Origin of the sequence: Allorhizobium sonneratiae (genome assembly GCF_023700755.1) — a bacterium.
Taxonomy (GTDB): Bacteria; Pseudomonadota; Alphaproteobacteria; order Rhizobiales; family Rhizobiaceae; genus Allorhizobium; species Allorhizobium sonneratiae.
This window is the reverse complement of the sequence record NZ_JAMKOJ010000001.1, coordinates 221,971-235,082: the sequence shown is the minus strand read 5'-3', so window position 1 is coordinate 235,082 and position 13,112 is coordinate 221,971. Positions and strand designations below refer to the sequence as shown.

Genomic DNA, 13,112 nt, shown 5'->3' with positions numbered 1-13,112 from the left:
TGTGAGCGGTTTTTATCGGCTGAGTGCATTTATTCATTCTCCACGCAGGCCTATGAAGAAGAACGGGGTCAGGCGATAAGCGGTTCGAGAGGACGATCAGGATTGCTTTTGATGCATCGGGTTGGCGAAAACAGGTTCCCACGTTTCGCCCGATGCCCAATGCGCCGCCATCAGGGCATGAGCAATAAAGCGAAAATCACGCCCTACCCGGCAAGACGCGGAACGAAAACGCCCGTAGTGAAAACGAAAGAAAAGCGGACTGGAGATGACCATGACGGATACAGAAACGGCAAGCGAGACAAAACGCCGCTCGCTGAAACCGCTGGCGCGTCTCAGGCCCTATCTCGCCCGTTATCGTGGCATGGTTCTGGCCGCGCTGTTTTTTCTGATTGTCGCGGCGGCAACGACGCTTGCCCTGCCGCTGGCGGTGCGCCGGATGATCGATCACGGACTGGCCGTCTCGGATGCCGGTTTCATCAACAAATATTTCGCCATGCTGGTGGTGCTGGCCGTGGTTCTCGCCGTCTCAAGCGCCATGCGCTATTATTATGTGGTGACAATCGGCGAACGCATCGTTGCCGATCTGCGCCGCGAGGTCTTTGCCCATGTCAGCGGCCTGTCCGCCGCCTTTTTCGACCGCACGCTTTCGGGTGAAATCGTCTCGCGGCTGACAGCCGATGCCACCCAGATCAAATCGGCCGTCGGCGCCAGCGCGTCGGTGGCGCTGCGCAACAGCATCATGTGCATCGGCGCGGTGGCGATGATGATCTATACCAGTCCGCGCCTGTCGGTGCTGGTTCTGGTCGCCATTCCCGTTATCGTCTTTCCGCTGATTGCCTTTGGCCGCAAGGTGCGCCGCCGCTCCCGCTCCGCTCAGGACCGGCTGGCCGATGCAGCAGCCTTTGCCGGAGAAAGCATTGCCGCCGCCCGCACCGTGCAGGCCTTCAACGGAGAAAAGGCCGCCATTGCCCGCTATGATGCTGCTGTTGAAGAGGCCTATCATGCCGCCCGCATGGCCATCCGCTCACGCTCCTTTCTCACCGGCGTCGCCATCACACTGGTCTTCGGCAGCATTGTCGCCGTGCTGTGGTATGGCGCGCAGAATGTGCTAGCAGGCACGATGACAGCCGGAACGCTTGGCCAGTTCGTGCTCTATTCGGTTCTGGCCGCCTCCTCTCTCGGTCAGCTCTCCGAGGTCTGGGGCGAGTTGATGCAGGCAGGCGGTGCTGCCGACCGCATGGGCGAACTGCTGCGCGAGGTGTCCGCCGTACAGTCACCGAAAAGGCCCGAACCCCTGCCCGCTCCGACGCGCGGCGAGGTCTGGTTCGAGGACGTGCATTTCGCATATCCGAGCCGCCCCGGCCGTTCCGCCCTGAAAGGTTTGAGCCTGGCCGTAGAAGCGGGAGAAACCGTGGCGCTGGTCGGCCCTTCTGGAGCCGGAAAAAGCACGATCTTCTCCCTGATCCTGCGCTATTACGACCCCGGCACCGGCCGTATCTGTCTGGACGGCACCGATATCCGTCAGGTCAGCCTCAAAGACCTGCGCGACAGGATTGCCGTGGTGCCACAGGATGTAACGATCTTTTCCGGCACCATTCATGACAATATCGCCTTCGGCTGTCCCGGCGCCAGCCGCGAGCAGGTCATTGCCGCGGCGAAGGCTGCGCAGGCGGCAGAGTTTATCGACAGGCTGGACCAGTCCTATGATACCGAGGTCGGCGAACGCGGCATGACGCTGTCCGGCGGCCAGCGCCAGCGCATTGCCATTGCCCGCGCCATCCTGAAAAATGCGCCGGTCCTGCTGCTTGACGAGGCAACCTCCGCGCTCGATGCAGAAAGCGAAACCCTTGTGCAAAAGGCGCTCGACGAGTTGATGCAATCGCGCACCACGATCGTCATTGCCCATCGTCTGGCAACGGTGCTGAAAGCCGACCGCATCGTGGTCATCGACGACGGCCATGTCGTCGAACAAGGTACGCATCAAAGCCTGTCGCAACAGGGGGGCCTTTATGCCCGCCTTGCCCGGCTGCAGTTTCATGCTGGCGATCAGGAGATTGCCGCAGCGAAATGACCGTTTATCCATAAAAAAACCCGCATAATGCGGGTTTTTTTATTCACCGTGCGTGTGAAACGCTCAGCCTTCCGGCGGCGTTTCGATCATGCCAAGCGCGTGGAGATAGGTGTCAAGGATGAGATCCTCTTCCATGCGCTCCTGATCGTCTTTCTTGCGCAGCGCAATCACCTTTTTCAGGATCTTGGTGTCGAAGCCCATGCCTTTGGCTTCGCCGTAGACATCCTTGATGTCGTCGGCAATGGTTTTCTTTTCTTCTTCCAGCCGTTCAATACGCTCGACAAAAGCGCGAAGCTGGTCACGGGCGACGCCATGAGCATCAGACATTTGGGTCTCCTTGACTTTCCTTGACTGGGTATTCTGCCATCAGACCGCATCATCTGATCGTGCAAAAACCCGTAAAACAAAATTTGCCACGGCATGGCCAATCTCTTTTGACCAACACCGCCCTTCGAGCACCCTATCTTTCACAGAAGGAACGGGGCGCGCTGTGACACGACATAATGCTGCATCCTTGTTAAATCGGCGCTCCGTTCACAAGGATGCAGTCCAAGGCCCCGATGCTGTCGCATCCTGCGGCCTTGCCATGAAAAGGTTGCCTGAACTGCCGTGAAGCAGGCGCGCCGTCAAGCCTTTTTGCGTGAAAGCGCACTATTCCTCAGGCCGGTTTTCCGTAAAAGCCTGCTTTTGCGCATCGCTGGCCTCGCGCTGATATCGCTCTTTCCAGTCCTCATAGGCCATGCCATAGACGAAACGCCGCGCTTCATCCCTGGTCATTTCGATACCGGCTTTATCAGCGGCATCCTGATACCAGTTGGCAAGACAATTGCGGCAGAAGCCGGCCAGGTTCATCAATTCGATATTCTGCACATCCGTACGATCCCGCAGATGCGTCAAAAGACGACGAAAGGCTGCCGCTTCCAGCTCAGTCTGTTGATCAGGGGTCAAACTCGTCATCCCATCATCCTTTCCCACGCCATCATCCTTCCCGACAAAGACGAATACAGGCGAACACGACCGGAATTCGCCTCAGAATACGCCGGTTTTACGGTCAGCCGCGATCATAAGGGCCGGTGCGAGAAGCAAAAAGCCGATAGTCATGCAAGGTAGGATCGGCATTCAACCGTTCAAATATCGGCGCAAGCCGTTCAGCCCAGCCCTCGATGCCCGCCTCGTCGCCAATCAGATCCTGCCGCACCTCCAGAAGCGCGTGCGGCAGACCCTTGACCATGCAATGCCGGTACATGGTATCGCCCTTCAGCGCGCCATCATAGGGCTCATTGTCGCCGATCAGCAGATCGCCGGGCGCACGCAGGGCAGCAAGCAGCGGCAGAACGGCACGGTCGTCACTATCCCAGAGAACGGCGGCATGCCATGGGCGCGGCACGCCCTTCCACGCCGGTGTATAGGAATGAAGCGACAGCACCAGCGGCGCCTTGCCGCTGGCCGCGGCCACCGCCCCGATCACACGCTCGACAGCCTCATGATAGGGGCGATGATAGGTCTCGATCCGCCTTTGCCACTCTTCGGATGTGATCGGATGATTGCCGGGAATGATGGCGCCATCGGAAATCTTCATCACCAGCGTCGGATCGTCCTCACCGCGATTGGGATCGATCAAAAGCCGCGAGAAACAGCCCAGCACGGCAGGAACCCCAAGCCGCTCCGCAAGCTTGCGGGTCAGTCCTTCGATGCCGATATCAAAGGCAATATGACGGGCAAAGGCCTGATCCGGCAGGCCAAGAGACCCATAGGACTGAGGCAGCCGGTTCATGGCATGATCGGCCAGAAGAACCAGTCCCTTCGTCTCATCGCCACCAATCAATTCAAAGGGAGAGAAGTCTGACATGCGTAATCCATCGTTTCTGATCATCATGGGACACATCGGACGCTACAAACCGGAGTAACGGCGACGGACTGACCGTTTTGCCAGAAGGCATAATGGCAATGGCGTGAGGGCGCAATGGTGAAGGCCTGAAGCAGAAAGCAGAGCATGGGAAAAGCAAACGCATCCCGTTGGAGCGCCATCCGACCGGCGTGCAATGAGGACGATCAAGATTATGCATCAAAAGAAAGGCTTACTGCATCATTCCTTCAATCGGGTGAGATTTAAGGCGAAAATGATGCAGCAAATTTAAAGTGCTACAGCGTCCTTTGTGCGTTTATAAAACGCACGGCGCTGTAGAGCGCCGATCTCATTCCATCAGATCAATTTACGCTCCAAAAGTGTGCATTCACAGTTTTGTTCCAGCCCTGTCACCATTCAGACAAACTGGATACGGATAATCACGAGGTGTTAATCGATTAGGATTGCGTTGACTTTCTTCAGGCATCGTCGCAAGAAAGAGCCCAAGAAAAATGGAGTTTCGTCGGAAGCCGTGCACACTCGCAAAACACTCACTTCCGTAGCAAGGCGTATTCCAATGCGGTATTTCGCCCTGTTTGTCAGTCTTTTGGCATCGCCTTTGCTCTTTGCTCAACCCGCTCGGGCCGATTTTCGCGTCTGCAACGGAACGCCGAATCTGGTGGGCGTGGCGATCGGTTATCGCGCTCAGGAAGGCTGGGTCAGCGAAGGCTGGTGGCAGGTTCCAGCCTCAACCTGTGCCACGCTGATCGAAGGCGATCTCAAATCACGCTTTTATTATCTCTACGCCGAGGATGCCGCGCGCGGTGGCCGCTGGACCGGTGATGTGAAGATGTGCGTGGCGGAAAACGAATTCAAGATTTCCGGCGTGAAGGACTGCTTCAAGCGCGGCTATCAGCAAATGGGCTTCAAGGAATATGATACGGGCCGCCAGACGAGCTGGATGGTTCAATTGTCAGACACTCAAGGGACGCAGGAAGGCAAGAAATAAATGAGGCGCAAACGCAAGGTCAAGATTCTCGCCACACTCGGTCCGGCTTCGCAGGATGAGGCGATGATCCGCAAGCTGCATGAAGCGGGCGCGGATGTTTTTCGCATCAATATGAGCCATGCCAGCCATGATCTGATGCGCACACTGATCAAGCGCATCCGTAATGTGGAAGCGGTTTGCGGACGCCCGATCGGCATTCTTGCCGACCTTCAGGGGCCGAAACTCCGGGTTGGCAAATTTGCCGAAACTTCGGTCGAACTGAAACCGGGCCAGACCTTCACTCTCGACAACAACGAGGCTCCTGGCGACAACAGCCGCGTTTATCTGCCCCATCCGGAAATTCTCGAAGCCGTCAAGCCCGGCGACCGTCTGCTGATTGACGACGGCAAGCTGCATCTCAAAGCGGAAAAATGCGACGGAAAGAGCATTGTCTGCACCGTGGTGTCCGGCACGAAGATCTCTGACCGCAAAGGCGTCAGCCTGCCGGATACGATCCTGTCCGCCGGCGTGCTGACCGACAAGGACCGCGCCGATCTGGATGCGGTTCTCGCCACCAATGATGTCGACTGGGTGGCGCTTTCCTTCATCCAGCGCCCGGAAGATCTGGCGGAAGTGCGCAAGATTGCCGGTGGTCGAGTCGGCCTGATGTCGAAGATCGAAAAGCCGCAGGCCATCGAGCGTATCGATGAAATCATTGCGCTGTCCGATGCGCTGATGGTGGCGCGCGGCGATCTCGGCGTTGAAATGCCGCTGGAAACCGTCCCCGGCATCCAGAAACAGTTGATCCGCGCCTGCCGACGTGAAGGCAAGCCGGTCGTTGTCGCCACCCAGATGCTGGAATCGATGATCACTGCGCCGGTCCCCACACGCGCCGAAGTCTCGGACGTGGCGACCGCCGTGTTCGAAGGCGCCGACGCCATCATGCTCTCGGCAGAATCCGCCTCCGGCCAATATCCGGTCGAAGCCGTCTCGACCATGGCCTCGATTGCCCGGACCATCGAGAAAGAGCCGCATTATCCCGGCATCATCTACGCCCAGCGCCCGCAGCCGGAAGCCACCGGCGCCGATGCGATTTCGCTGGCCGCCCGCCAGATTGCCGAAACGCTGAAGCTCACCGCCATCGTCTGTTACACCTCGTCTGGCCGCACCGGCATGCGCGCCTCGCGTGAACGGCCGGAAGTGCCGATCATCGCCCTCTCCCCGGTCATTCAGACCGCTCGCCGCCTTTCAGTGGTCTGGGGCCTGCACTGCGTGGTCTCTGAAGAGCCGACCAATCTCGATGATATGGTCAATCGCGCCTGCCGCATAGTCGTGAGCGAGGAGTTCGGTCAGCCGGGCGATCGCGTCATCATTTCCGCCGGCGTTCCTCTCGGCACGCCGGGCGCGACGAACATGTTGCGCATTGCCTATATCGGCCAGGACGGACAATCTGGGATTTAAAATCCTCAAACGACCAAATTGAACCAGGGGAGCATTATGCTCCCCTCTTTTCGTTCAGAGGGCGAGAGCATCGTACCGAAAATCGGAATCGGCACAATGCTCTCACTCTTTCTTTTCCGCATTTCCGGACGGAAAACCGTTTCACACGTTTCCTGGAACTGCTCTAAGATTTTGTTTCTGCATCGGTTTTTCCAAAAACCGGTTCCCGCTTTTCGGCCGAGGCTCTATCACCCTTTATGTCGTTTACAAGCGCAAAAATATAGCCGCCCGTAGGCGGCTATAAAATTTTCGAGATCACTTTTGATAAAGTATTAGACTATTTTTAGGTTATAAAAGAACCTTAAAAACCAATGGATGTAATAGATTTGTTTTACAACCTTAAAGTTTCTCCGTCAACAACAAATAACGCCTGAATTGTACAGGCAAAGCCTGTATGGTTTCCAATGCATTAAATGATGCTTTTTAGAGTGTTTCAGTGTTTCACAGACACACTTGAGCAGGCTGCTGAAAACGTCAGGCAGAGCTGAAAACGAGGATGTTGTGCGGAGTAAAAGTGCCAAGAACGGCGCAAATAGACCATTTGCAACGTTTTTTTGGCGCTTTTCAATCACCGAAACAGACCGGTTTCAGCCCGGATCGCCGTTTTCAGCAGCCTGTTAGATCACGCCCTCACGGAGAACCCCTCCCCACTTTTCTCCTGCCAATGCTCTAAAAAATCGGTACAGGATTGGTGGGAAAGTACAGGCATAGAAAAATCATTATTTTATCATTTATGAATATTACTTGCCGTTTGCCTGCGCGCTTGCAATATGTGCCGGCAGATATTTGCATGGCCTCCATGCAGTCTCAGGTTCTGACACCCGCCAGAGCCTCGGAAAGAGCGCTCAAAGCCTTTTGCGCTGTGCGATTGGCCGGATAAAGATCCAGCGACTGCTGCCAGGCCTTCAGTGCTTTGGCCTGCATGCCGTTTTCACTCAGGACAGCCGCAAGAAAGGCAAGAGCGTCAAAGCGTTCCGGCTCAAGGCTCAGCACACGGTTCAGGTCCGCCATAGCCTTTGCCTGACTACCAAGGGCAAAATTCAACCTGGCTCTTGCAAACCAGGCCTCGGAGTAATTTGGAGACAGTTCAATAGCCTGATCGAGAAAATCATAGGCAGCAGAGGTTTTCTTGTCTTTCTCTGCTTTTTGCGCCCATTGCATCAGCAGGTTGACGGTTGCGCTGCCCGAATCGGTCCAGTGACTGACAATAGCGGCGGCAATCACATTGGCCGCCTCAGGGTCGCGCTCACGCTTCAACCGTGCCAGAAGCTGAGCAACAGGCTCTGCGGCCATGGCAGCAGACGATCTGTCGACAAGCCTCTCTACCGCCTGTCCTTGCTCTATGGACGGTTGCTCAAGGGCCTGCCCCGCCCGACCAGAGGCCGCGAAAGCGGGCGCCCAGGCGACAAGAGCAATTCCGGTGGCTGGAAGGATGAGAGAGAGAGAAAAAAACAAAAAGCGCATGACGATGACAATATCGTCGATGCGCTTTTTCTCAAACTGAATTTTGCGTCTTTCAAATCGATCTGCCCAGGTCCTTATCGGCATGGGCAGCACAATCAGCCCTGACGAGCCTTGAAACGCGGATTCTGCTTGTTGATGATGTAAACGCGACCCTTGCGGCGAACCAGACGGTTGTCGCGGTGACGAGCCTTCAGCGCTTTCAGCGAATTCTTGATCTTCATTGTTTCGATCCGCAGGTTTGCCAGGGAACCAGAGGTTTCCGCCGGTATATCTATCTTTGAAAAGCACGCCCAAGGGCGCGCTGGTTCAGGGTTGCAGGCAAATACCGCGGCCCAGTCAGCATGTCAACCGCTTGGGCAGGATTTCCGAAACAATGACCACCACTTTCGGATAAAAATCCTGCAACACCAACGCCACTCAGTGTGCGGCCTGTAGCGCACGCAGCTCCGTCACATGCCCCATCTTGCGGCCGGGCCGTGCTTCCGCTTTGCCATAAAGATGCACCAGCGTGTTGGCCATGCCCAGCCAGTCGCCGACATGATCGATGTCGTCACCGATCAGATTGGTCATCACGCAGTCGCTATGGCGGCCTGGAATGCCCAGCGACAGCCCGGCAACAGCCCGAACATGCTGTTCAAACTGGGAGATGACGCAGGCTGCTTCCGTCCAATGGCCGGAATTGTGCACACGTGGCGCCATCTCATTGGCAATCAGCGACCCGTCCGGCATGAGGAAGAATTCGATGCCGACAACCCCGACATAATCGAGACCGTCCAGCAGCTTCTCAGCGGCGGCTCTTGCGGCGCTGGCCGTGGCCTCCCCGATCCGCGCCGGCACCGTAGATGTGTGCAGAATGCCATCGCGATGGATGTTCTCCGCCGGATCGTAACAGGCAATATGTCCGTCGGCACCACGCGCCGCGATGATCGAGATTTCTCGCTCAAAGGCGACAAAACCTTCAAGGATCAAGGGCACTCCACCCAGCGCAGCATAGCCGCCTTCAGACTTGTCACCTGTGCGATAGACCTTTTGTCCCTTGCCGTCATAGCCGAAGCGGCGGGTTTTCAATACCCCCTGCCCGCCAAAATCCTTTAGCGCCGCCTCAAGCGCCGCCTGGCTGTCCACTGCACGGAAGGGGGCCGTGGCAATGCCAAGCCCGTTGAGGAACTGCTTTTCCACCAGGCGGTCCTGCGACACTTCCAGCGCTTTCGCCGGAGGAAACACCGGACGGACGACGGAAAGCCGCTCTGCGGCATCCACCGGAACATTCTCGAATTCATAGGTCACAACATCGCAGGCCTGCGCAAGAGCCTCCAGCGCGGCGGGATCGTCATAGGCCGCCACGATCTGGCGATTGGCCACCTGCGCCGCAGGACAATCCGCCTGCGGTTCGAGAATCACTGTGCTCAACCCCAGCCGGGCTGCGGCCATGGCCAGCATCCGGCCAAGCTGGCCGCCACCGATGATGCCGATGGTTTTGACTGTCCGTGCAGACTGCATCTCAGGGCGCGTCATGGAGCCTCATCCGCCGGATAATCAGCCACCGACGCGGTCTGGCTCGCCATCCAGTCTTCCAGACGGTCGGCAAGATCATCATCGCCAAGGGCCAGCACCCGGGCGGCCAGAAGCGCGGCATTGACTGCTCCTGCCCGACCGATGGCCAGCGTCCCCACCGGGATACCTGCCGGCATCTGCACGATGGAATATAGGCTGTCGAGGCCGGACATGGATTTCGATTGCACCGGCACACCGAACACGGGCAATGGGGTCATCGACGCCACCATGCCCGGCAAATGGGCAGCACCGCCGGCGCCGGCAATGATCACCTGAAAGCCTTCCTCGCGGGCACCCTTGGAAAAAGCAACCATGCGGTCGGGGGTGCGATGTGCCGAAACGATGCGCGCCTCATAGCTGACGCCTAGCTGATCCAGCGTATCGGCAGCATTTTTCATCGTCTCCCAATCCGACTGGCTGCCCATGATGATGGCGACGGGCGGTCTTTCCTCCTGCATCGGCGGCTTTCTCCTCTTCAGGCGATAATATCAGGAATGATCTGATCTTCGAGCTTCGTCAGCTTGTCCTTGATCGCAAGCTTTTTTTTCTTCATGCGCTGGATTCTCAGCGCATCGCAACCGACCTGAACCATGGCGTTGATAGCTGCGTCATAGTCTTCATGCTCCTGTCGCAACCGCGCGAGCTGCAGCCTTGAATCCGCCTGTTCCTGATCCGGCATGGTCCTGTCCCCATCTTGTCATCTCAGCATCTACATCAGATGCACCAAGGAATCGGCAAGCTCCTATCATTAAACAGCGATAACGGGAAGTTATCCTTATGCACGAAATTGCCGCGAAGTTTTCAGGTTTTCGCCTTAGACAATGAAAGCGGATCATGTCACACTCCTGTTGCAAACCGGAAAACCCGGCAAATGGGTGCCGGGGTCAAACAAGGAAGGACTGATCAAATGACGATTCAGGCTCATCTTGAACAGCTGGCAAAGAAGCATGGGGCTCTGGAGGAGAAGCTCCATACCGCTCGCACCTCCCCTTCGACCGACGAACGCGAAATCCTTGAAATCAAGCGCATGAAGCTCAAGCTCAAAGACGAAATGGAGCGCCTTAAGGGCACACGTCATTAAACAGTTCTGGTCATTTTACGCCTGCCTGCCCGAAGACATATGAGGGCGATGGCTGCAGAAACGAAATTACAGGGCTTCGGAGGCGGACCACCCCTCCGGAGCCTTTTTGTTGTCCGCCCTTAAGGTTGACCACCCTGAAGCAGGTCGCGTGTCGTTGTCCTCAATCAAACGATAACGGACATTCGACACTTCAAAAACCGACTGTAGAATTTCTGACAGCAGCCGACCGAAAGCAGGAACAGGCTAAACTCCTGAAAATCATTATAAAACAAAATATTAAGCCTTATGCATTTTGATAAATGCATAAGGCTTTATAATTCACGACCAAAGCCCTTCGCCCATCGCGCGCAGGGGCCATTAACGCAAGGTTCCAAACCGGCTCGGATCGATCGCATCAGGCTTGGCATTAAAACCCACGGCAAGGGCTTCCGTCGGCTGAGCAACCGCCGCCTCAACCTGTTGCGGCAACTTGATGAGACGGCCTGCCTTGCGCGGAACATCGATATGGTCCTTGCTCAGCGCCCATTGCGCCAGCAAAGCCCGTGTTAGCCGTGTACCGCCGGAAAGACCACGCCTTGCGGCTTCGGCTTCGCTTGGTCCGGGCCGGTCTCCGCGAACGGGCTGCATATGGGCGCCCGCCATCTGCGCCTTGCCGGAGGGCAAATCAAACACATCACCGTAACCTGCAGCACGCTCAGACGCCGAGGCTGGAACCAGCGAAGCGATTTCCTGCTGGCCGGACTGGGTTTTTGCTGCACCTCTGCCATCAGCCCGCGCCTCTGCTGCGACCACATCCGGACGCGGAAGTGTCGGCTTGGCCTGCGGCGTGACCGAAGCCTGAGTCGACATCGGTTCGCTCGGGGCCTCAAGCGGGCGATCACGCGGTGTTGCCACGATCTGGTTCTGGCTGGCAGCCAGAGCCTCGGCTGCGGCGGGAGACAACATCGCCTCCTCCACCGTTGCCGGCTCAGCCTGCTGCTTCAGCGGCAAGGTAGCTGCCATCGCATCGGCCAGCGCCGGACGACCGGCGGGAATGGGAATGTGGATGCCGCTGTCATCGGCAGGCTGCACATCGGCAGGCGCAATCGAGGCGGTCATCAGCGGCTCGGCATCACCCTTCATGCCACGTGGACCCAGAAGCGTGGGCACTGGCACCTTGTAATCGGCCAGATTGGCATAATCGCCGTCTGTGCCATTATGATCCGGCTGCCCGGCGGGATTGGAGGCCACTTTCTGCAGGGCCTCTTCTGCCGCATTGCGACCACCGGAAGAATAAAGCGCCACGGCGAGACTGTCGCCCGAGCCGACATTCGGTCGTGCCTGCGGCACAGGCGCATCGATTTCAGGCTGCTGGCCCGCGGTGGACGCCATTGCCACCAGCGGCGAACCGGGATTGGTCAGGATCGGCTGCGGTCGCGACGGCTGTGGCACCGGCGCCGTCTGCGCATTCGACGGAGCAGAACTGTCTTCATCGCCCTCATCCTCATCGCCACCACCGCCAAACAGCATGGCCAGCAACCCTCTGGGTCGACTTCGGGCGGTCATCTTGTTGTCCGCCATCATTATTTCTTCGGATTCGATGCGTTTCTTGTATTCCGCCATCGCCAGCTGATAGCCGGGCAGCGGTTTACCGTCGGCAGGAATATGCAGGGTCTTGCCATCGGGGAAAAGACGCACCAGTTCCTCACGCGGCATTCGCGGCCAGGAACGGACGCCCGCCACATCCATATGCACGAAAGGCGAACCGGAATTGGGATAATAGCCGACCCCGCCTTCCTGAAGCTTCATGCCGATATCGCGCAATGTTTTCAACGGCACACCGGGAATGAAGAAGTCCATCGCCTTGCCGCGCATATGCTGGCTTTCCTTGGCGACACCGCTCGAACGGGAGCGCAGCATGGCATTGGTTTCCGGCGAACGATAGCCGGAGACGACATAGATATAACCGCTCGCCCCGGCTTTCCTGTAAACGGTCCAGACCAGATCGAACAGGCGCGGGTCCATGTTGATCGATTCATTGCGCCGCCAGTCGCGCAGAATGTAATTGAGCTGTTTCAGCCCGCGCGGATCGTAGCGGCCATTACGCTTGAAGGTGATCTCCGCCTTTTCACCGGTATGAACGAAATAGATCTTCAGCGAACGGGTCTCGGCGGCAGCCTTCGAGACGGACCCGAACAACCCGGCGGAAAAACAGGCCATGAACAGGAACAGCAAAGTCACCATCCTGCAAAGGATCGCCTTGCGCTGGGCCGTAGCTATCGCTTGCCCGGCCCATGCGGGCGCCTGCCTCATGCCAGAATTTCGCAAAATCCCGTCCCCGTTACACAACTTCGTTTGTACGACTTATCACATGCCTGTGAAATGCGGTAGCTCCATGACATATCTGCCACAGGGAAACGTTTGATTCATATATGGTGAACCAATACATAACAACCCGTTGACAAATAGTAACCAACCATGCTTACGCGGAGGTTAACAAAATCGCTTGCAACCGAACATCGCCCCACACAGGCGTAGCAAGCCCTTAATCTGATTTGCTTATTCATTTATAACGAATTGTGAATGGAAATATGACCGACTCGCGTCATATCTGTGTCTTGTCACCATT

The 13,112-nt window shown here is 57.1% G+C and carries 13 protein-coding genes; 4 read left to right on the top strand and 9 right to left on the bottom strand.

The features are described from left to right. Positions 1–271 precede the first annotated feature (271 nt). Entirely contained in the window at positions 272–2,071 is a 1,800-nt protein-coding gene (locus tag NAC44_RS00950; protein ID WP_250936951.1) for an ABC transporter transmembrane domain-containing protein, read from the top strand. Between the two features lie 63 nt (positions 2,072–2,134). On the opposite strand, the gene NAC44_RS00945 is transcribed toward NAC44_RS00950, so the two are convergent. The 3 genes from NAC44_RS00945 to NAC44_RS00935 form a co-directional block, all read right to left on the bottom strand. Then, positions 2,135–2,398, bottom strand: coding sequence for a DUF2312 domain-containing protein (locus NAC44_RS00945; RefSeq protein WP_250936950.1), 264 nt, complete (start codon positions 2,396–2,398; stop codon positions 2,135–2,137). A 324-nt stretch (positions 2,399–2,722) separates the two neighbouring features. After that, complete coding sequence (locus NAC44_RS00940) at positions 2,723–3,028, bottom strand: DUF1244 domain-containing protein (RefSeq protein WP_250936949.1); 306 nt, start codon at positions 3,026–3,028, stop codon at positions 2,723–2,725. Between the two features lie 94 nt (positions 3,029–3,122). Further along, positions 3,123–3,920, bottom strand: a complete 798-nt coding sequence (locus tag NAC44_RS00935; RefSeq protein ID WP_250936948.1) for an N-formylglutamate amidohydrolase — start codon at positions 3,918–3,920, stop codon at positions 3,123–3,125. A gap of 574 nt (positions 3,921–4,494) precedes the next feature. Between NAC44_RS00935 and NAC44_RS00930 the strand changes: the two genes are divergently transcribed. Next, complete coding sequence (locus NAC44_RS00930) at positions 4,495–4,926, top strand: DUF1036 domain-containing protein (protein WP_250936947.1); 432 nt, start codon at positions 4,495–4,497, stop codon at positions 4,924–4,926. Further along, positions 4,927–6,366: a pyruvate kinase gene (gene pyk, locus NAC44_RS00925; RefSeq protein WP_250936946.1), complete on the top strand. Its 1,440-nt coding sequence runs from the start codon at positions 4,927–4,929 to the stop codon at positions 6,364–6,366. An 846-nt stretch (positions 6,367–7,212) separates the two neighbouring features. On the opposite strand, the gene NAC44_RS00920 is transcribed toward pyk, so the two are convergent. The 5 genes from NAC44_RS00920 to NAC44_RS00900 form a co-directional block, all read right to left on the bottom strand. Next, on the bottom strand, positions 7,213–7,869 hold the full coding sequence (locus NAC44_RS00920) for a tetratricopeptide repeat protein (RefSeq protein WP_250936945.1): 657 nt from the start codon (positions 7,867–7,869) through the stop codon (positions 7,213–7,215). A gap of 95 nt (positions 7,870–7,964) precedes the next feature. After that, entirely contained in the window at positions 7,965–8,090 is a 126-nt protein-coding gene (ykgO, locus tag NAC44_RS00915) for a type B 50S ribosomal protein L36 (RefSeq protein ID WP_003497670.1), read from the bottom strand. Positions 8,091–8,286: 196 nt separating this feature from the next. Further along, positions 8,287–9,384: a 5-(carboxyamino)imidazole ribonucleotide synthase gene (locus NAC44_RS00910; protein WP_250936944.1), complete on the bottom strand. Its 1,098-nt coding sequence runs from the start codon at positions 9,382–9,384 to the stop codon at positions 8,287–8,289. Then, the gene (gene purE, locus NAC44_RS00905; protein ID WP_250936943.1) at positions 9,381–9,881 is read right to left on the bottom strand and encodes a 5-(carboxyamino)imidazole ribonucleotide mutase; all 501 of its coding nucleotides are present in this window, start codon (positions 9,879–9,881) and stop codon (positions 9,381–9,383) included. Before purE ends, NAC44_RS00910 begins: the two co-directional genes overlap by 4 nt. Before the next feature lie 17 nt (positions 9,882–9,898). Then, the gene (locus NAC44_RS00900) at positions 9,899–10,102 is read right to left on the bottom strand and encodes a YdcH family protein (protein ID WP_250936941.1); all 204 of its coding nucleotides are present in this window, start codon (positions 10,100–10,102) and stop codon (positions 9,899–9,901) included. 228 nt (positions 10,103–10,330) lie between these two features. On the opposite strand from NAC44_RS00900, the gene NAC44_RS00895 reads away from it, so the two are divergent. Then, a complete protein-coding gene (locus tag NAC44_RS00895; RefSeq protein WP_250936939.1) occupies positions 10,331–10,504 on the top strand; it encodes a YdcH family protein in 174 nt (57 codons plus the stop codon). A gap of 357 nt (positions 10,505–10,861) precedes the next feature. On the opposite strand, the gene NAC44_RS00890 is transcribed toward NAC44_RS00895, so the two are convergent. After that, positions 10,862–12,727: a peptidoglycan L,D-endopeptidase MepK gene (locus tag NAC44_RS00890; protein WP_250936937.1), complete on the bottom strand. Its 1,866-nt coding sequence runs from the start codon at positions 12,725–12,727 to the stop codon at positions 10,862–10,864. Positions 12,728–13,112: the final 385 nt, after the last annotated feature.

Excerpts from the sequence above, each read along its gene's own strand:
- NAC44_RS00950 (WP_250936951.1), top strand. The coding sequence starts at position 272 with ATGACGGATACAGAAACGGCAAGCGAGACAAAACGCCGCTCGCTGAAA.
- NAC44_RS00945 (WP_250936950.1), bottom strand. The coding sequence starts at position 2,398 with ATGTCTGATGCTCATGGCGTCGCCCGTGACCAGCTTCGCGCTTTTGTC.
- NAC44_RS00940 (WP_250936949.1), bottom strand. The coding sequence starts at position 3,028 with ATGACGAGTTTGACCCCTGATCAACAGACTGAGCTGGAAGCGGCAGCC.
- NAC44_RS00935 (WP_250936948.1), bottom strand. The coding sequence starts at position 3,920 with ATGTCAGACTTCTCTCCCTTTGAATTGATTGGTGGCGATGAGACGAAG.
- NAC44_RS00930 (WP_250936947.1), top strand. The coding sequence starts at position 4,495 with ATGCGGTATTTCGCCCTGTTTGTCAGTCTTTTGGCATCGCCTTTGCTC.
- pyk (WP_250936946.1), top strand. The coding sequence starts at position 4,927 with ATGAGGCGCAAACGCAAGGTCAAGATTCTCGCCACACTCGGTCCGGCT.
- NAC44_RS00920 (WP_250936945.1), bottom strand. The coding sequence starts at position 7,869 with ATGCGCTTTTTGTTTTTTTCTCTCTCTCTCATCCTTCCAGCCACCGGA.
- ykgO (WP_003497670.1), bottom strand. The coding sequence starts at position 8,090 with ATGAAGATCAAGAATTCGCTGAAAGCGCTGAAGGCTCGTCACCGCGAC.
- NAC44_RS00910 (WP_250936944.1), bottom strand. The coding sequence starts at position 9,384 with ATGACGCGCCCTGAGATGCAGTCTGCACGGACAGTCAAAACCATCGGC.
- purE (WP_250936943.1), bottom strand. The coding sequence starts at position 9,881 with ATGCAGGAGGAAAGACCGCCCGTCGCCATCATCATGGGCAGCCAGTCG.
- NAC44_RS00900 (WP_250936941.1), bottom strand. The coding sequence starts at position 10,102 with ATGCCGGATCAGGAACAGGCGGATTCAAGGCTGCAGCTCGCGCGGTTG.
- NAC44_RS00895 (WP_250936939.1), top strand. The coding sequence starts at position 10,331 with ATGACGATTCAGGCTCATCTTGAACAGCTGGCAAAGAAGCATGGGGCT.
- NAC44_RS00890 (WP_250936937.1), bottom strand. The coding sequence starts at position 12,727 with ATGGTGACTTTGCTGTTCCTGTTCATGGCCTGTTTTTCCGCCGGGTTG.